Genomic DNA, 18,604 nt, shown 5'->3' with positions numbered 1-18,604 from the left:
GCCGCGGAATATGGTACAACACAGTCATCGAAACGGCTTTCTCCTCCTCCCATAGCCGTTCGACAGGATCGGCAACACTCCTCCTCCCAGTTGTCGATCGAGTTTATAAGCCCGACGGATCTCCTCCCCCGTCGGGCTTTCTCGTTTCCGGGATTTTTTCTAAAATCAACTATCTGACCGTGCCCGGCAAAGCGCCGTTGCGGATTGCCGTCGAGCTCAGGCCGGAGCGTGGGCCGTGGATGAAGGTCCAAGCCGGTGCCCGCTTCTTCCAGAGAACGCGCGCATCGTCCTCGTCGACGCGGGCGAAATCGAAGCTCCGCGTCATTTTCGAAGAGAGATAGGAGAGCGTCGCGCCCGGCCGGTCGATCACCGCGATCGGGAAAGTGCGGGCGATCTCCTGCCATTTCTGCCATTTGTGAAAGGTCTGCAGGCTGTCGGCGCCCATGATCCAAATGAAATGCACATGCGGATTGCGGGCCTTGACGCGGGCCAGCGTATTGGCGGTGTAGCTGACGCCGAGCGTCTGTTCGAAAGCGGTGACCTTGATGCGCGGATCGGCGGCGACACGCTCGCTTTCGGCAATTCGTTCGGCGAGCGGCGCGAGAAGATTGCGGCTTTTCAGCGGATTGCCGGGGGTCACCATCCACCAGAGTTGGTCGAGACCGAGCCGCTTGATGGCGATTTCGGCGACGAGCGCATGGCCCTCATGCGGCGGATTGAAAGACCCGCCGAACAGGCCGACGATCATGCCGCGCTCGCTGTGCGGCATGCGGAGATAACGTCGGTCCAGCTCTTCCGTCGTCACGTCAGGGTCGGGTCTGTCCGGCACCGCGCACCCGGTATTTGAAGGAGGTCAGCTGTTCGACGCCGACGGGGCCGCGGGCATGCATCTTGCCGGTGGCGATGCCGATTTCCGCGCCCATGCCGAACTCGCCGCCATCGGCGAACTGTGTAGAAGCGTTGTGCAGCAGGATCGCCGAATCGACTTCGGTGAAAAAACGCTCGACGACGCCGGGGTCTTCGGCGATGACGGCCTCGGTGTGGTTCGAGGAGTATGTCTGGATATGGGCGATGGCGCCCGATATGCCGTCGACGACGGCGACCGAGATGATCGCGTCGAGATATTCGGTCGACCAGTCCTCCTCCGTCGCGGGCGTCAGGCCGGGCGCAACCTTCAGCACCGCCGCCGAAGCGCGGATCTCGCAGCCGGCGTCCGTCAGCACCTCGAGCAGCGGCGTCAGATGCGTGCCGGTTGCCGCGATATCGACGAGCAGAGTCTCGGCAGCGCCGCAGATGCCGGTGCGGCGCATCTTGGCGTTGACGACGATCTTCTTCGCCATCTCAAGATCGGCCGATGCATCGACATAGATGTGGCAAAGGCCTTCGAGATGGGCGAAGACCGGCACCCGGGCCTCGTTCTGGACGCGGGCAACCAGGCTCTTGCCGCCGCGCGGCACGATGACGTCGATTGCGCCGTCGAGGCCACGCAGCATGGCGCCGACGGCGGCGCGGTCGGTGACCGGAACGAGTTGAATCGCATGCTCTGGAAGTCCCGCTACCTTCAGGCCTTCGACCATGCAGGCATGGATAGCCTGCGATGAACGGCGCGAATCCGAGCCGCAGCGCAGGATGACCGCATTGCCCGCTTTCAGGCAGAGCGCCCCGGCATCGGCGGTGACGTTCGGCCGGCTTTCGAAGATCACCCCGATGACGCCGAGCGGCGTGCGGGCGCGCTCGATCTTCAGGCCGTTCGGCCGGTCCCAGGCGGCGATGACTTCGCCAACCGGATCGGCAAGGGCGGCGATGGCGCGGATTCCCTCGGCCATCTCGGCAATCCGCTTTTCGTTCAGCGTCAACCGGTCGACGAAGGAGGCAAGCGTTTCGCTGCCTTCGATATCCTTCAGGTCCTTGGCGTTTTCGGCCAGGATATGCGCCCTGCTCGCCAGGATCGCGTCGGCCATGGCGTTCAGGGCCTTGTTCTTCGCCTCGGTGGACGCAAAGCCCAACGGTCGCGCGGCAGCCTTCGCCTTGCGGCCGATGTCGTTCATCAGCGCATCAATGTCAGGCCCCGGCGCAACGGTATCAAGCATAGCTCGCGTCCTTCTTCTGCCTTTCCGATTTCGGTCTGATCTGGGCGGTCATCACCATGTCGTCGCGATGGACCATGGCGGCGCGTCCTGCATAACCGAGAATGGCCGCGATCTCGGCCGACTTGCGGCCGGCGATGCGGCGGGCGTCCTCGGCATCGTAGCTTGCCAACCCGCGGGCGATCTCGCGACCGGCCGGTCCGATGATCGCTACCGTGTCGCCGCGGCTGAAGAGGCCGGAAACGCTGCGCACGCCGGCGGGAAGCAAGCTCTTGCCGGCGCCGAGCGCGGTGACGGCGCCCTCGTCGACATGCAGTTCGCCTGCCGGCTGCAACTGCCCGGCGATCCAGGTCTTGCGGGCGGTGACCGGTGTTCCCGAAGGGGCGAACCAGGAGGAGCGCGCGCCGTTTTCGATCGCCGACAAAGGGCTTTCGGTCTTGCCCGACGCGATGATCATGGCGCAGCCCGACGTGGTGGCGATCTTGCCGGCATCGATCTTGGTGCGCATGCCGCCACGCGAGAGCTCGGAGGCGGCCCCTCCGGCCATCGCCTCGATTTCCGGGGTGATTTCGCCGATCGTCTCGAGGAAGGCCGCATTCGGATCGAGATGCGGCGGCGCGGTGTAGAGGCCGTCAATATCGGAAAGGAGGATGAGCAGGTCGGCGCCGGTCATCGTCGCCACACGGGCGGCAAGCCGGTCGTTGTCGCCATAGCGGATCTCGCTGGTCGCGACCGTATCGTTCTCGTTGATGATCGGCACGGCGCCGATCTTCAGGAGCTGATTGATGGTGGCGCGTGCGTTGAGATAGCGGCGGCGCTCCTCGGTATCGCCGAGCGTCAGCAGGATCTGGCCGGCGACGATTTCGTCGCGCGACAGGCTCTCCGACCAGGCGCGCGCCAAGGCGATCTGGCCGACGGCGGCGGCGGCCTGGCTTTCCTCAAGCTTCAGCGCGCCGGCGGGCAGGTTGAGCACCGAGCGGCCGAGCGCGATTGCCCCCGAGGAGACGACGAGCACGTCGATCCCCTTGGCCTTCAGGCCTGCAATATCGGCGCACATCGCATCGAGCCAGGCCTTCTTCAGCCCGGCCTTACGATCGACCAGCAGGGCCGAGCCGATCTTGATGACGATGCGGCGGTAGCGGCCAAGCGGCTTACGGCTGGTCATCGGCCGCATCCTCGTCCGTGCCTTCTTTGCTGACGATCATGTCGCGATGCCGGAGCTTCGGCACCTTGGCGGGCTTTTCCTCGGCATTCTCTTCGACGATGATATCGCGCAGCGCGCGCAGAACCTCGGTCATGCCCCTGCCGGTGACAGCGGAGATCTGGAAGGGAGTCTTGCCGCAGGCCTTCGCCAGCTCCTTCGTCTTCTTCTTCAGTTCGGCCTCGTCAAGCACGTCGATCTGCGAAAGCGCCACGATCTCGGGCTTGTCGGTCAGCTCATTGCCATAGGCTTCGAGCTCGTGTTTGACCGTCTTATAGGCCTTACCAACCTTTTCCTCCTGGGCGGAGACAAGATGGAGCAGCACGCGGGTGCGCTCGACATGGCCGAGGAAACGGTCGCCGATGCCGACACCTTCATGGGCGCCTTCGATCAGGCCCGGAATATCGGCAAGAATGAACTCCCGCTCGTCAACCGTGGCAACGCCGAGATTGGGATGCAGCGTGGTAAAGGGGTAGTTGGCGATCTTCGGCCGGGCGCGGGTAACCGATGCCAGGAAGGTCGACTTGCCGGCATTGGGCAGGCCGACAAGGCCGGCATCGGCAATCAGCTTCAGCCGCAGCCAGATGGTTTTTTCCTCGCCTGGCAGGCCGGGATTGGCCCAGTCAGGGGCCTGGTTGACCGAGGTTTTGAAATGGGCGTTGCCGAAGCCGCCATTGCCGCCATGGGCGAGGCAGTAACGCTGGCCTTCCTCGGTCAGGTCGCAGATCATTGTTTCCCGGTCTTCCTCGAAGATCTGGGTTCCCACCGGGACCTTCAGCGTCACGTCGCTACCGTTGGCGCCGGTGCGGTTGCGGCCCATGCCGTGGGTGCCGATCGTCGCTTTGAAATGCTGCTGGTAGCGGAAATCGATCAGCGTGTTCAGGCCATTGACGGCCTCCACCCAGACATCGCCGCCGCGTCCGCCATCACCGCCATCGGGGCCGCCGAACTCGATGAATTTCTCGCGCCGGAAGGAAACGCTGCCCGCGCCGCCATCTCCGGATCGGATATAGACCTTTGCTTCGTCGAGAAATTTCATTTTACTTCCAATATTCCGTGGCAGTTGGACGGCCCGTCTTGGCCCATTCGATATAGGCGGTTCCGACGGAGGTCAAAGATTATCGTGAATTTTGTGAGCTATAACATACAGTACGGCTTCGGTCTCGACGGCCGATACGATCTGGCGCGGATCGCCCGGAGCCTCGAAGGCGCCGATGTCATCGCGCTGCAAGAAGTGACCCGCGGCTTTTCCCGCAACGGTTTTGCCGACATGGTGGCAGGGATTGCCGCCTTGTTTCCCGACCATTTCTGGGTGTTTGGGCCGGCCTGCGACATCCATATCGACGGGGGCAAAGGCGGCCTGCAGCCGGTGCGCGGCACGCGTTTTCAGTTCGGCAATATGGTGATGTCGCGCTGGCCGATCCTGTCGACGCGGACGCTGCTTCTGCCACGCAGCCGGACGATCGCCAAGATCAACCTGCAGCGCGGCGCAACCGAGGCGCTGATCGCCATTCCGGGCGGAGCGATCCGCGTCTACTCGGTGCATCTCGACCATGTCTCCGCCGACGAGCGCATCCGCCAGCTGCAATTCTTGAACGGGCAAGTCAACGCATTCGTCCAGGAGGGCGGATCGCTGACGGGTGGTGGCGAGCTTGATCTGCCGGAGCTGCCGCTGCCCGACGACTATATGATCATGGGCGATTTCAACATGGAGAGGGAATCGCCGGAATATTGCGCGCTTGCCGGTGCCGGCGGCGGATATTACGGCCGTGTTGCCAGGATCGGCACGCCGATGGACGCTTTTGCGGCGCTTAACGCTTACACGCCGGACAGCTACAGCTGGATGGATCCCGATGATCACGGCAAACGCATGCATCTTGACTATTGCTTCGTCAGTTGCGGCCTGGAGAGCCGGTTGAAATCCGCCCGGATCGATACGCAATCCCTCGGTTCCGATCATTTTCCCCTGTGGGTCGAGATCGAGGATTGATGGAGACGCCACCGGTCGGGCGGCATCTCCTTTTCAATTAGGCAACCTTACGCGGCTGCAGCGCGCCCGGCTGCAGCACGGTTTCGATATGCGACACCATGGTGTTGCGGGCGAAACAATAGATTTCGCCGCAACCGGTCATGCGGAAACCGAGCTTCTCCTGCAGTCGCAGCGAAGCCGGGTTGTCGGCGAAGACACCGGAATGAACAGGCGTCTCCGGCATGCGGCGCGAAAAGCGTTCGATGATCGCCGCCACCGCCTCGCTCATATAGCCGCGTCGCCAGTAGTAACGGTTCAGCCAGTAGCCGAGGTGCCAGCGGCCGTGGCGCAGTTCGATCGAGACGGCGCCGATATGGACATCGTCATTGCCGGTGATGGCGAGCGACCAGTCCGGCAGCGTGCCTGACGTGACCGGCATCAGCCAATCCAGCGCATCCTGCCTGTCGAAGGGCGCGGGGACGCGGGAAAGCATGCGCGTCACCGCGAAATCGGCAAGCGATTCCGCGATGGCGGGCGCGTCGCTCAGCCTGTGCGGGCGGAGCGTCAGCCGGGCGGTCGAGATATCAGGCGCGGGGCCGGGCATCATCGGCTTGGTGTCCGGCCTTTGCAGTGCCGTCGTGCTCATGCGCTGTTCCCCCAGCTTCGGAGCGACATCCAGGTCTTGCGGTCGAGCCTGTACCATTCCACAGGCACGTTGCTGCCGAGCGCCAGCGAGGCCGCAAGCCCCGATCCCTGGAACTGGAAGCCGCACTTCTGGATGACGCGGCGCGAGGCGACGTTCATCACCCGGCAACGGGCGTCGATCTGGTCGACGTCCTGCCGCGTCCGGAACACCATGTCGACGAGGGCATGGCAGGCCTCGGTGGTGTAGCCCTGGTTCCAATAGGGCTCACCCAGCCAGTAACCGATCTCGACGGTCTTGCCGTCGCTGTGCGGTTCCACGCCGCAGCACCCCATGAAGGCGCCGTTTTCGGCTTTGGTGATGGCATAGACGCACTTGCCAATCTCGCCATTTCGCGAACGCCAAACAAAGTCGGCGGCATCATTGGCGGTATAGGGGTGCGGCATACGCGATACCATGGTGGCGACTTTGGCGTTGTTGGCGAGATGGGCAAGGGCGTCGATGTCTTCCTCGTGGGGCGCGCGCATGACGAGCCTTTCCGATAACAAGACAGGGCAATCGGTCCTTAACCGCTCCGGCCTCAGCCGTTCCTTGGAAGACCGCTGGTCTTCCCGGGAAGACCGTGATTGGTCTACCCTTATCAATTCGCCTTGCATGTTCAGTCCTCCTGTTTGGACAAAGAAAAAGGGGAGATGGCGCCCCATCTCCCCTGTTTTCTGGACTGAACCTGGTACGGCCAGCCGGGTCGATGAGACGCCGGCTGTTTTTGAGCGCTACCGGCTTATTCCGCTGCTTCCGCTTTCGGCATGACAGACACGTAGACGCGACCGTTGGCCTTCGTTCGGTAGTCCACATTGCCGGCGGTAAGTGCAAAGATCGTGTGATCCTTGCCGAGGCCGACGTTGGAACCGGGATGCCACTGCGTACCGCGCTGACGCACGATGATGTTGCCTGCGATGACGGCTTCGCCGCCGAACTTCTTCACGCCAAGGCGCTTGGATTCGGAATCGCGACCGTTGCGCGAGGAACCGCCAGCTTTTTTATGTGCCATTGGAGTTCTCCTTTAAACCTGAAACCCGTTGATCTTACTTGGCAGCCACGATGTCCGTGATACGGACGACCGTGTGATGCTGGCGATGGCCGCGCGAACGCTTCGAATTCTGACGACGGCGCTTCTTGAAGGCGATGACCTTCTTGCCGCGGGTCTGGTCGACGACTTCCGCCTTGACGGAGGCGCCGGCTACGAAGGGCGCACCGATCGCCGCGTCGGCGCCTTCGCCGATCACGAGGACTTCGGTGAATTCAATGGAGTCGCCAGCGGATGCTTCAAGCTTCTCGATGGTCAGCACGTCGTTGGCTGCCACACGGTACTGCTTACCGCCGGTCTTGATGACTGCGAACATTTTTTATCCTTTCATGTTCGTTCCGGCGCTCCCCGCTGTTTCCGCAGGTGGCCGTCTTTTTATCAGTCGAAGTTAAGCAGGGATTTCAGGGAACTAGCCCGGAACTCTGGTCTGCCGGTGAAACCCCGCGCGAGCGCGAGGCGGGCAAGGGGCGGACTACTCCACTCCTATTGCGGATGCGGGATACGCGAGTGACGGAAAGGTGTCAAGGCAAAAGGATGGAAAAGCTTGAGATTTCGGCTTGCCAACCTGTCATCTGCCCGTTATGAGAACGCCCGCGCCGAACAAGCGCCGACCAAGACCGCGGAGAGGTGGCAGAGTGGTCGAATGCACCGCACTCGAAATGCGGCATACCTGCAAGGGTATCGTGGGTTCAAATCCCACCCTCTCCGCCATCATGCTCCTGCCCAGACCGCTACCTACCATTCGATTCTCGGGCTACGGCTGCGGTATTTTTCGCCAACAGCGGACGGCCGGCCTTAATGCTTGGCTGGACCCGCCAGTGCTGACGCAGGATCGATCTCACACGCTTGAGGCCGGCGTTGCAGTTGCTTTGCGCTTGTCAAGCGAACCTCGCTCGTTTGAGCAAATCGGTTGCCAAGGCGCTCATCGAAAAATTCCTTGCATGACGGGATCCGGATCGTCGATCCAGGCGACCGGCCCGGAGCAAATTTGTTGTCTATTTGCGGTTGATTGGCTCGTTTCGCGAACTATCATCAGGATCGGACAAGGGGCACGTCTTCGGATTGAAACCGCCTCCGTGTTCAGCCCGTCGCCACCCATACCTTTCCTGATCGCTCCCACTTTCAACCGAGGTTCCCCATGCGCATTGCCGTCGGTGGCATTCACATTGAATGCAGCACATACAATCCCGTTCTGAATGAGGAAAAGGACTTTCGGGTGTTGCGCGGGGAGGGGCTGCTGGAATCGCCCTATTTCACCTTTCTGAAGGATTATGATGCCGAGTTCCTGCCGACGATCCATGCCCGCGCCATTGCCGGCGGGCCGGTTTCGCGCGGCACCTATGAGGCCTTCAAGAGCGAATTCCTCGAGCGGCTGAAGCCGTTACTGCCGCTCGACGGTCTGTACCTTGCCATGCACGGCGCCATGTATGTCGAGGGCATGGAGGATGCCGAAGGCGACTGGATCAGTGCGGCCCGCGCCCTCGTCGGCGAGGAATGCACTGTCTCGGCAAGCTATGACCTGCACGGTAATGTCACCCAGCGCATCATCGATGCGCTCGACATCTACTCTACCTATCGCACCGCGCCGCATATCGATGTCGAGGAGACGATGCGCCGTTCGGTTTCCATGCTGGTCAAAAGCCTGAAAACAGGTGTGAGGCCGATCGTTCTCTGGGCGCCGATCCCGGTCGTCCTGCCCGGTGAGCGCACCAGCACTGTCGATGAGCCGGCTAAAAGCCTCTATGCCGAACTGCCGGAGATCGACGCGATTGATGGCGTCTGGGATGCGTCGCTGATGGTCGGCTATGTCTGGGCCGACGAACCGCGCGCCACGGCCGCCGTCATCATGACCGGCACTGACCGTGCGGTGCTGGAACGCGAGGCGAGGCGCCTTGCCGAGGCCTATTGGAATGCCCGCGAGGACTTCGTCTTCGGCTGCGAGACCGGTTCGGTCGAGGAGTGCGTTGCGAGGGCGATCGCCAGCCCGACCGCTCCCGTCGTGCTCGCCGAATCCGGCGACAACCCGACCGGCGGCGGCGTCGGAGACCGGGCCGATGTCCTGGCTGAGTTGATCGCCAAAGGTGCTGATGGCGTCGTCTTTGCCGGCATTGCCGACAAGGCGGCGACCGAAACCTGTTACGCCGCAGGTGTCGGGGCTGAGCTTGTTCTCAGTGTCGGGGCATCGCTCGATACCAAGGGCAGCAGACCGGTCAATGCCCGCTTTACCGTCAAATTCCTGCACGAGACCGCCGACGCCGCCGATCGGCAGGCGGTCGTTTCGATCGGTGGCATCGATCTCGTGCTCTCGGCGAAACGGCGACCCTACCACAATATCGCCGATTTCACCCGGCTCGGCCTAGACCCGCACGCTGCCAAGATCATCGTCGTCAAATCGGGCTATCTCTCGCCGGAACTGGCGCCGATCGCAAACCCTAACCTGATGGCGCTGTCGGAGGGCGTGGTCGATCAGTTCGTCGAGCGCCTGCCGCGGCTGCGCAAGCAGCATCCGACCTACCCCTTCGACAAGGATTTTGCCTTCGAGCCGCGGGTCTTCCTCTCCGCGCGTTCGCTGCGGGCTTGAGGTCCTACCGACCCGAACAGGGATGATTTGCAGAGAGGATGTTCGGCATGACCGGATTTACGACTCGTCCTGAAATTCTCGGCACCTTCGGCGTGGTCACTTCGACGCACTGGATCGGCTCGGCGGTCGGCATGAGCATTCTCGAAAAGGGCGGCAACGCTTTCGATGCGGCGGTGGCGACCGGCTTCGTGCTGCAGATCGTCGAGCCGCATCTCTGTGGCCCCGGCGGCGACCTGCCGGCGGTGATCTATTCGAAGAAGAGGGACAAAGTCGAGGTCATCTCAGCGCAAGGGCCCGCACCGGCCGGAGCGACGATCGAGCACTATACAAGAGAAGGCCTGGCGCTCATCCCCGGCGACGGCCTGCTTGCGACGGTCATTCCCGGCGCCTTCGACGGCTGGATGCTGATGCTGCGCGACTACGGCACGATGAGCGTGCGCGAGGTGCTGGAACCGGCGATCTATTATGCCGAGCATGGCCATCCGCTGCTGCCGCGGGTCTCGGCGACCATCAAGGGGCTTGCTGCCTTCTTCGAAAAGGAATGGCCCACCTCCCACGAAACCTGGCTGCCTGGCGGCAACGTTCCCGAAGCGCAGTCGAATTTCCGCAATCCGGCGCTGGCTGAAACCTGGAAGCGCGTCATTGCCGAAGCCGAAGCAAAAAATGATCGGGAAGCACAGGTGGAGGCAGCGCGCGACGCATTCTATCGCGGCTTCATCGCCGAGAAGATCGACGCCTACCTGAAGGCGGCCGAAGTGATGGATGCCAGCGGCAAGCGCCACAAGGGCGTGCTCACCGCAAGCGACATGGCCAATTGGTCGGCGACGATCGAGGAGCCGCTGACCTATGATTATCACGGCTGGACGATCGCCAAGACTGGGCCGTGGGGTCAGGGTCCGGTCTTCCTGCAGACCTTGTCGATCCTGAGGGGTTTCGACCTCGCCGCGATGAGATCGGATGGTGCCGATTTCGTTCATACCGTCGTCGAGGCGATGAAGCTCGCCTTTGCCGACCGCGAAGTCTATTACGGCGATCCGCGTTTTTCGGAGATCCCGTCGCAGATCTGCTGTCGGAGCGCTACGCTGCCGAGCGCCGCAAACTCGTCGGCGCGGATGCCTCCTTCGATCTTCGCCCCGGCATCATTCCAGGTTTCGAAGCGCAGCATGATCTGACGATGAAGATGCTCGGCGCCGAATCCAAGACCGGCGCCGTCTACGAGCCGACCATGGCGCATCTGTCCGAAAAGCGCGGCGATACCGTGCATATCGACGTGATCGACCGTTACGGCAACATGGTCTCCGTCACGCCGTCCGGCGGCTGGCTTCAGTCTTCGCCAACCGTGCCGGGCCTCGGCTTCTGCCTCAATTCCCGCGCGCAGATGTTCTGGCTCAAGCCAGGCCTGCCGACCTCGCTTGCTCCGGGAAAACGGCCGCGCACGACGCTGACGCCGTCCCTTGGCCTCTTCGAGGGCCGACCAACCCTTGTTTTCGGCACGCCGGGAGGCGATCAGCAGGAGCAATGGCAGCTTTCCTTCTTCCTGCGCCATGTCCATCACAAGCTGAACCTGCAGGCGGCGATCGATCAGCCGCTCTTTCATACCGCTCATTTTCCGAGTTCCTTCTATCCCCGCACCCGCGGACCCGGCAGCCTGATGGCAGAAGAGAATTTCGGTCCGGATGTGCTCGACGCGCTCGCCAGAAAGGGCCACAAGCTGACGATCACCGATGCCTGGACAATCGGCCGGCTGACCGCCGCCCGACGCGATGCCGACGGGCTGATGCGCGCCGCAGCCACCCCGCGCCTCATGCAGGCCTATGCGGTCGGCCGATAATGGGCCGCCTTTCAGAGCGCCTGGAGGCAACAAATATTGCCTGAGAAGCTGTGCCGGTGCGGCGCAGGGCCCTCCTTTTGCTGCACCGCTTATATGACTTATGCTAGATATTATTTCACCGATAATTGTTAACGACCAATCGCCTCCGTTTGTGTTCTCTTATCCTTGCGAATCAAAAAGGTTTGATTTGCCCGGGGACGACCACCATGTTCATGCATGGGGCGGTGCAACAGTTGGGTAGGAGCCTATGCTGCAGCGGATCGAAGACATTGATGCAGCCCTCATAGACAGGTTGCAGCATTCGGCATTCAAGTACTTCCTGAAATATTCCAATCCCGAAAATGGCCTGGTGGCCGATACCTCGATCGGCGGCGTGCCGGCGAGCATTGCGGCCGTCGGTTTTGCCCTTTCCTCCTATCCGGTTGCTGTCGAGCGTTGCTGGATCAGCCGCAAGGAAGCAGCCGAGCGCACGGTCAATACGCTGCGTTTCTTCGCCGAGGCGCGCCAGGGCGAAGAGCGCCATGCGACCGGCCATCGCGGCTTCTTCTACCATTTTCTCCACATGGATAGCGGCAATCGCGCCTGGAACAGTGAGCTTTCGACCATCGATACGGCGCTGCTGATCGCCGGCGTACTGACCTCAGCGCAATATTTCAATCGCGGAGACGACGAGACGGAGATCGAAATCCGTCAGCTCGCGACCTTCATCTACGAACGCGTCGACTGGCGCTGGGCGCTGAACAAGGGTGACGCCATTTCCATGGGATGGAAGCCTTCGTCGGGCTTCCTGCGCTGGCGTTATCACGGCTTCGACGAGGCGATCATCCTTTATGCGCTAGCGCTCGCCTCGCCGACGCATCCCATCCCGCAGTCGAGCTACGACGCCTTCACATCGAGCTATTCCTGGATGATGTTCGGCGAGCAGCCGTATCTCTATGCCGGCCCGCTTTTCATTCATCTCTTCTCGCATGCCTGGATCGATTTCCGCGGCATCCAGGACAGACCGATGATGGAGCGCAACTGGGACTATTTCCGCAACACCCAGGTCGTCATCAACATGCAGCGCGACTATGCCGAGCGCAATCCCGGCGGTTTCGTCGGTTACAACAGGAATGTCTGGGGCTTTACCGCCTGCGACGGCCCACCGCCCACCCGGCGCATGCGCGGCGGCCGGCAGCCGAAGGTTCTGGGTTATGCCGCACGCGGCGCGCCGCTCGGACCCGATGACGGCACGATAGCACCCTGGGCCGCACTTGCCTGCCTGCCCTATGACCGGCAGGCGGCTCTCGACGGCACCAAGACGCTGCTGACCACCTATCCGAACCTGCTGTTGGAGGGCGGCTTCCCCGGCGGCTTCAATCCGACCGTCCAGACCAAACGTCCGGAGGGTTGGGTGGACGACCGCACCGTCGGCATCGACCAGGGCCTGATCGTCATGACCGTGGAAAACGAGCGTTCCGATTTCATCTGGAAGCTGATGCGGCAATCGCCGATCATCCGCCGCGGGCTCGAGCGCGCCGGCTTTACCGGCGGCTGGCTTGAGGACATCGAGCCGCAAGAGCTGGTGCGCAGGGTCGGTTAGCGCACAAACCGACGGAAACTGATTTTCCGGAACGGATTATGCTCAGCGATCGAAGACGTGTGCCTTGCCCGATATATCCAGGCGCACGAGATCGCCTCGCGAGGGAAGGGCGACGCTCGAGGTTTTGATCCGGATCGGCGGCAGGGCAACGCCATCGAGCGAGACGGCGACCGTGCAGACCGCGCCGCCGAACTCCACCTCGACAACCCGTCCGCCGTAGTCGCGATCGCTTTCCCCGGCAATGACGCGAATCTGCTCGGGCCGCAGCATGATTTCCGCTTTGCCCTGGCGGCTGCCTTCGACGGCGACATGGCCGAGAGCACAGTCGGCAAGACCGTTCCGGATGATGGCCGGAAGCAGCACGGCATCGCCGAGGAACAGCGCCGTCTCGCGGTCTCTGGGATGCAGATATAGCGTTTGCGGCGAACCCGCCTGGATCAGCCGCCCTTCCCTCAGGACCGCGACCTGATCGGCAAAACTCAGTGCCTCTTCCTGATCGTGCGTCACGAGAACCGCGGGAATGCCGGCCGCCTGCAGGACGCGCGCGACAGCCTTGCGCATGTTTTCCCGCAAGCCGGTGTCGAGCGCCGAGAATGGTTCGTCGAGCAGCATCAGCCGCGGCTTGCGGCCGAGGGCGCGGGCGAGCGCCACGCGCTGCTGCTGCCCGCCGGAAAGCTGGTGCGGGCGCCGCGCCAGCATGCCGCGGTCGAGCTCGACCATATCGAGCAGCTCGGCGATGCGCCGCTCACGATCGGCAGCACCCCGTTCGAAGCCGAAGCCGATATTTTCAGCCACGCTTAAGTGCGGAAACAGCGCGCCATCCTGGGAGACGATGCCGATGCCCCGCTTGTGGGCCGGCACCGCCGCCAGGCCATCGGCCAGCACGTCGCCATCCAATGTCACCCTGCCGGCATCGGCCTGCTCGAAGCCCGCGATGATGCGCAGCAGGGTCGTCTTGCCCGAGCCGGACGGGCCGATGACGGCTGTGCGGCTGCCGGCCTGGACATCGAGCGAAATATCCTTCAGCGCCTGGACAGGCCCGTAGCGCTTGCTGATGTTTTCAATCGTAAGCAGCGTCATTGGCCGGCGGTCCGTTTCGATTGCGTATAAAGCGTCAGGGTGAGCGGCAGCGAGAGCACGACCATCATGACGGCGTAAGGGGCGGCCGAGACATAATCGATCTCGCTCGTCAGCGACCAGAATTTCGTCGCCAGCGTATCGACGCCGTTTGGCGAGAGCATCAGCGTCGCCGTGAGTTCATTGGTAATGCCAAGTGCGGTCAGGGCGATGCTGGCAGCGGCCCCCGGTGCGGCAAGCCGCATGGTGATCTGCCGCACCGCCTGGCCGGGGGTGCGGCCGAGGCCCATCGCGGCGCGCTCCAGCTCCACCGGCGCCTGGGCGATGCTGGCGCGCAGGCCGACCATGGCCCGGGGCAGGAAAAGCATCACATAGGCGACGAGCAGCGTTGCGAAGGTCTGATAGAGCGGCAGCACGATACGAACGGTGATCGTCACCAGCGCCAGCGCCACGACGACGCCGGGCAGCGAGCCGACATAATAGTGGCAGGCTTCGAGCAGGCGCTGAAAGCGGCCGGGCGCGCGCACGGAAAGCCAGGCCATGGGGGCTGCGGCAATCGTCGCCAGCACGCCGCCGGCCATAGCGAGCGCCATCGTCTGCAGGAAGGCGGTGCCGACTTCGATGCGCCAGATCTCGCTGCCGCCGAGATAGAGCCAGCGGCCGAGCGTCATCAACGGCACGCCGAGCGTCAGCACCGCCAGGACAACAGGCAGCAGGATGGCCGGCCCCACGAACCAGCCGAGACGCCGGCGATCGGCCGGACGCGGCGAGCCGGAGCCGACGCGGGCATAACGTTCGTTGCCGCGCAGCAGCACTTCGAGGCCAAGCAGGAAAAGGCAGCAGGCAACGAGTACACCGCCGAGCATGTTGGAGGCCGGGCTGTTGTAGGAGGATTGGAACTGGTCGACGATCGCGGTGGCGAAAGTGTCGAACCGGATCATGACGAACAGGCCGTATTCCGACAGCAGGTGCAGCGCGATCAGCAGCGACCCGCCGCAAATGGCAAACCTCAACTGCGGCAGCACGGTTCGGAAGAAGACGCGCCAGGGGTCGAGACCAAGGGAGGCGGCGGCATCCTCGATGGCCGGGTCGAGACGGCGCAACGCTGCGGCAACCGGCAGATAGAGAAAGGGATAGTAAGCGAGGACAGAAACGAAGACGCCGCTCTCAAGGCCGCGCATGCCGGGGATAAGGCTGACCCAGGCATAGCTGTGCACGAAGGCCGGCACCGCGAGCGGCGCGATCGCCAGCCAGGCCCAGAGCCTGGCGAACGGTATATCCGTTCGTTCGGTCAGCCAGGCAAGCGTCACGGCCAGCGCGATCGACAGCGGGATGGTGATCGATTCCAAAAGAACCGTATTGATGAGGAGTTCGCCGACACGGGCCCGGAAGACGAGTGTTTTCACCGTCTCCCAGCCAACATCGTAAGTTATCCAGCCGATGAAGCCGAGCGGCACGAGACTGAAGATTGCGATGACGGTGGCGAGTAGCATCACGGGCGCGTGCGGCATGCGCCGGCGCGGCAATAGCATTCGCGCGCGCTTCGGCGCGACCGGCGCCTCGTTGCCGGCGACGAAAAATCTGTTGTCCTGCAGCAAGGCCGATGCCTTCATACGCTGAAAAAGGAAGGCAACCGTCTTGGAAAGACAGTTGCCCGATCCCGTCATGCCCTAAGGTTTTCTTGAGCCAAAAGCAATAGTTTTGGCTGCTGCAAGCCTGCGGCAGAAAGCCCGACGCTTCTCCCGCACAGGTGCTGCGACACGCAGAAAGCCTAGATCAGACCTGCCGCGGTCATCAGTTCCACGACCTTCTTGCTGTCCAGCGTCGAGGCTTCGACCTTCGGCGCGTTGAGGTCGGCAAGCGGAACGAGCTTGTCATTGGAAGGGGCGTCCTTGCCAACGGCATATTCATAGGACGAGCCGTTCTTCAGAACCGCCTGGCCTGCCTTGCTGGTGACGAATTTCAGGAAAGCCTGCGCTTCCTTCATGTGCTGCGTGGACTTCAGGACGCCGCCGCCCGAAACGCTGATGAAAGCGCCCGGATCCTGATTCTTGAAGTAATGCATGCCGACATTCTTGCTGTTTTCGCCGGTCTTCGCCTGATCGCCGAACCAGTAGTAGTGATAGATGACCGCGCCTTCGACTTCACCTGAATTGACCGCCTTCATGGCAACGCTGTTGCCCTTGTAGGGTGTCGCATTGTCCTTGAGACCCTTCAGCCATGCCTTGGTGGCATCTTCACCCTTCAGTTGCAGCAGCGCGGCGACGATGGCCTGAAAGTCGGCGCCGGCAGGCGATGCACCCCAGCGGCCCTTCCAGGCGGGTTCGGCGAGGTCGAGCAGCGACTTCGGTAGCTTGTCTTCGCTGAGCTTCGTCTTGTCATAGGCAAAGACGGTAGAGCGGGCGGCAATGCCGGTCCACATGCCGTCGGCCGGACGATACTGCTCCGGCACCTGATCCAGCGTTTCCTTTTCGACCGGGGCGAAGAGGCCGGCGCCGTCTACCAGCGTCATGGCCGGCGAATTCTCGGTCAGGAAAACATCGGCGGGGGATGCGTCGCCTTCCTGAATGATCTGGTTGGCGAATTGCATGTCGCCGCCCTGGCGCATGGTGACCTTGATGCCGGTCTCCTTGGTAAAGGCACCGATCCATTCGCGGCCCAGGCTTTCGTGCTGCGCATTGTAGACGACGAGACCTTCATCCTGCGCATTGGCGCTGCCTGCGAGCACCGTGGTGGAGAGAAGCGAAGCGGCGAGCGCCAGCACGTGGGAAAAACGGTTAACAGCAGTAGTCATGAGGGCCTCCATGGCGATGTCACCCCAACAGGGTAAGAGGCGTATATTTTTCTTGACTGAAAAAAGCATCACAAAATCTTGACCCAATATTTCAGATTGCAAGGGATAAATCTCGATCGAGACAAAAAGGCGACGCTGGGCCCAGTGTCGCCTTTGTTGAGATTGTGCTTATTCGACGTCGAACTTGACACCCTGCGCAAGCGGCAGCGTGCTGCCGTAATTGATCGTGTTGGTCGCGCGGCGCATATAGGCCTTCCAGGCATCCGAGCCGGATTCGCGTCCGCCGCCGGTCTCTTTTTCGCCCCCGAAGGCGCCGCCGATTTCGGCGCCCGAAGGCCCGAGGTTGACGTTGGCGATACCGCAATCCGAGCCGCGCGCCGAAACGAAGGTTTCCGCCTCGCGCATGTCGTTGGTGAAGATCGACGACGACAATCCCTGCGGCACGGCATTGTGCAAGTCCAGCACCGCATTGAAATCGCTGTATTTGATGACGTAGAGAATGGGCGCGAAGGTCTCGTGCTCGACCGGGCCGATCTGATCGGGCATTTCGACCAGCGCCGGGCGAACGTAGAAGGCATCGGCCGAACCATTGTCGACGCGTTCGCCGCCGGTCACCTTGCCGCCGGCCGCCTTTGCCTCGCCGAGCGCTGCCTGCATCTTCTCGAAAGCCTGACCGTCGATCAGCGGGCCCACCAGTGTGCCGGTCTCCAGCGGATTGCCGATGGTGACGGAGCCGTAGGCCTTCTGCAGGCGCGGCACCAGCTTGTTGTAGACGCTTTCATGGACGAAGAGACGGCGCAGTGTCGTGCAGCGCTGGCCGGCCGTGCCCATGGCGGAGAAGGCGACGCCACGCAGCGTCAGGTCGAGGTCGGCGCTCGGGCAGACGATCGCGGCATTGTTGCCGCCGAGTTCGAGTATGGCGCGGGCAAAACGCTGCGACAGGCGCGGGCCGACGGCGCGGCCCATGGCCGTCGAGCCGGTGGCGGAAACCAGCGGGATTTTCGGGTGGTCGACCAGCACCTCGCCGACCTCACGGCCGCCGATGATCAGGGTGGATAGATTGGCCGGCGCCTTGCCGCCCTCGGCGACGAAGCGCTTCAGGGCCTTTTCGAACAGCGCCTGCACGGCAAGGGCGGTCAGTGGCGTCTTTTCCGACGGTTTCCAGACGGTGGAATTGCCGCAGACCATCGCCAGCGCCGCATTCCACGACCAGACGGCGACCGGGAAGTTGAAGGCGGAGATGATGCCGATCGCGCCGAGCGGGTGCCAGCTTTCCATCATCCGGTGCTCGGAGCGTTCGGTGGCGATCGTCAGGCCGTAGAGCTGGCGCGACAGGCCGACGGCGAAATCGCAGATGTCGATCATCTCCTGTACTTCGCCGAGGCCTTCCGAGGTGATCTTGCCGACTTCGATCGAGACCAGACGGCCGAGCGCCGTCTTGGCGGCGCGCAGCTCCTCACCGAGCAGGCGGACCAGCTCGCCGCGCTTCGGCGCCGGAACCGAACGCCATTCGAGGAAAGCCTTATGCGCCTCTTCGATTGCCGCTTTCGTTTCGGAAACGGAATGTTCTCTGAGCCTGCCGATTTCCTTGCCGGTGACCGGCGAGGTGACGGACAGCGTGCCGCCGTGATAGCGGCCGGCATCGACGCCGAGTTCGGCGAGCAGCTTGGCGGTTTCGGTGGCGAGATCGAGGACGGCTATGGTCATTGTCGGGTTTCCAATCTTATTGTTCTCAAGAAGCGGACATCGGTT

The 18,604-nt window shown here is 62.7% G+C and carries 15 protein-coding genes, 1 tRNA gene and 1 pseudogene; 5 read left to right on the top strand and 12 right to left on the bottom strand.

The annotated features are described in order from the left end of the window. Positions 1 to 169: 169 nt before the first annotated feature. From CO660_RS08130 to obgE, 4 genes are read right to left on the bottom strand one after another with little or no spacing between them, the layout of a single operon-like run. Positions 170 to 769 (bottom strand): nicotinate-nucleotide adenylyltransferase, encoded by a 600-nt coding sequence (locus tag CO660_RS08130; protein WP_245421306.1) that lies wholly within the window; start codon positions 767 to 769, stop codon positions 170 to 172. Positions 770 to 806: 37 nt separating this feature from the next. Next, positions 807 to 2,090, bottom strand: a complete 1,284-nt coding sequence (locus CO660_RS08125; protein WP_097598290.1) for a glutamate-5-semialdehyde dehydrogenase — start codon at positions 2,088 to 2,090, stop codon at positions 807 to 809. Then, a complete protein-coding gene (gene proB / locus CO660_RS08120; RefSeq protein ID WP_097598333.1) occupies positions 2,083 to 3,252 on the bottom strand; it encodes a glutamate 5-kinase in 1,170 nt (389 codons plus the stop codon). Before proB ends, CO660_RS08125 begins: the two co-directional genes overlap by 8 nt. Then, positions 3,239 to 4,327 (bottom strand): GTPase ObgE, encoded by a 1,089-nt coding sequence (gene obgE, locus CO660_RS08115; RefSeq protein WP_097598289.1) that lies wholly within the window; start codon positions 4,325 to 4,327, stop codon positions 3,239 to 3,241. The genes proB and obgE overlap by 14 nt, the downstream gene beginning before the upstream one ends. A gap of 84 nt (positions 4,328 to 4,411) precedes the next feature. Here obgE and CO660_RS08110 point away from each other — a divergent pair, with 84 nt between their 5' ends. Further along, on the top strand, positions 4,412 to 5,278 hold the full coding sequence (locus CO660_RS08110; protein ID WP_097598288.1) for an endonuclease/exonuclease/phosphatase family protein: 867 nt from the start codon (positions 4,412 to 4,414) through the stop codon (positions 5,276 to 5,278). Positions 5,279 to 5,315: 37 nt separating this feature from the next. On the opposite strand, the gene CO660_RS08105 is transcribed toward CO660_RS08110, so the two are convergent. From CO660_RS08105 to rplU, 4 genes are all read right to left on the bottom strand, one after another. Continuing rightward, positions 5,316 to 5,903, bottom strand: a complete 588-nt coding sequence (locus CO660_RS08105; protein WP_097598287.1) for a GNAT family N-acetyltransferase — start codon at positions 5,901 to 5,903, stop codon at positions 5,316 to 5,318. Further along, the gene (locus CO660_RS08100; RefSeq protein ID WP_097598286.1) at positions 5,900 to 6,556 is read right to left on the bottom strand and encodes a GNAT family protein; all 657 of its coding nucleotides are present in this window, start codon (positions 6,554 to 6,556) and stop codon (positions 5,900 to 5,902) included. Before CO660_RS08100 ends, CO660_RS08105 begins: the two co-directional genes overlap by 4 nt. A gap of 125 nt (positions 6,557 to 6,681) precedes the next feature. Next, complete coding sequence (rpmA, locus tag CO660_RS08095) at positions 6,682 to 6,951, bottom strand: 50S ribosomal protein L27 (RefSeq protein WP_004676172.1); 270 nt, start codon at positions 6,949 to 6,951, stop codon at positions 6,682 to 6,684. 34 nt (positions 6,952 to 6,985) lie between these two features. Continuing rightward, on the bottom strand, positions 6,986 to 7,303 hold the full coding sequence (rplU, locus tag CO660_RS08090; RefSeq protein WP_007824851.1) for a 50S ribosomal protein L21: 318 nt from the start codon (positions 7,301 to 7,303) through the stop codon (positions 6,986 to 6,988). A 305-nt stretch (positions 7,304 to 7,608) separates the two neighbouring features. Here rplU and CO660_RS08085 point away from each other — a divergent pair. The 4 genes and pseudogenes from CO660_RS08085 (at position 7,609) to CO660_RS08070 (ending at position 12,981) form a co-directional block, all read left to right on the top strand. After that, positions 7,609 to 7,698 (top strand) — tRNA-Ser (locus CO660_RS08085). A 427-nt stretch (positions 7,699 to 8,125) separates the two neighbouring features. Continuing rightward, positions 8,126 to 9,568 (top strand): M81 family metallopeptidase, encoded by a 1,443-nt coding sequence (locus CO660_RS08080; RefSeq protein WP_097598285.1) that lies wholly within the window; start codon positions 8,126 to 8,128, stop codon positions 9,566 to 9,568. A 47-nt stretch (positions 9,569 to 9,615) separates the two neighbouring features. After that, a pseudogene (locus CO660_RS08075) lies at positions 9,616 to 11,399 on the top strand (gamma-glutamyltransferase family protein). A gap of 247 nt (positions 11,400 to 11,646) precedes the next feature. Further along, entirely contained in the window at positions 11,647 to 12,981 is a 1,335-nt protein-coding gene (locus CO660_RS08070; RefSeq protein ID WP_097598284.1) for a glucoamylase family protein, read from the top strand. Between the two features lie 42 nt (positions 12,982 to 13,023). On the opposite strand, the gene CO660_RS08065 is transcribed toward CO660_RS08070, so the two are convergent. The 4 genes from CO660_RS08065 to CO660_RS08050 form a co-directional block, all read right to left on the bottom strand. Beyond that, positions 13,024 to 14,061, bottom strand: a complete 1,038-nt coding sequence (locus CO660_RS08065) for an ABC transporter ATP-binding protein (RefSeq protein ID WP_097598283.1) — start codon at positions 14,059 to 14,061, stop codon at positions 13,024 to 13,026. Beyond that, complete coding sequence (locus CO660_RS08060; protein WP_097598282.1) at positions 14,058 to 15,725, bottom strand: iron ABC transporter permease; 1,668 nt, start codon at positions 15,723 to 15,725, stop codon at positions 14,058 to 14,060. Before CO660_RS08060 ends, CO660_RS08065 begins: the two co-directional genes overlap by 4 nt. 104 nt (positions 15,726 to 15,829) lie before the next feature. Further along, a complete protein-coding gene (locus CO660_RS08055; RefSeq protein ID WP_097598332.1) occupies positions 15,830 to 16,852 on the bottom strand; it encodes an iron ABC transporter substrate-binding protein in 1,023 nt (340 codons plus the stop codon). A gap of 168 nt (positions 16,853 to 17,020) precedes the next feature. After that, entirely contained in the window at positions 17,021 to 18,559 is a 1,539-nt protein-coding gene (locus tag CO660_RS08050; RefSeq protein WP_097598281.1) for an aldehyde dehydrogenase family protein, read from the bottom strand. Positions 18,560 to 18,604 lie beyond the last annotated feature (45 nt).

It is taken from the genome of Rhizobium sp. L9 (assembly GCF_002531885.1).
In the GTDB taxonomy this organism is placed as follows: Bacteria; Pseudomonadota; Alphaproteobacteria; order Rhizobiales; family Rhizobiaceae; genus Rhizobium.
Note: the sequence above shows the minus strand (reverse complement) of the source record. Positions and strands in the feature narration are given on the sequence as shown.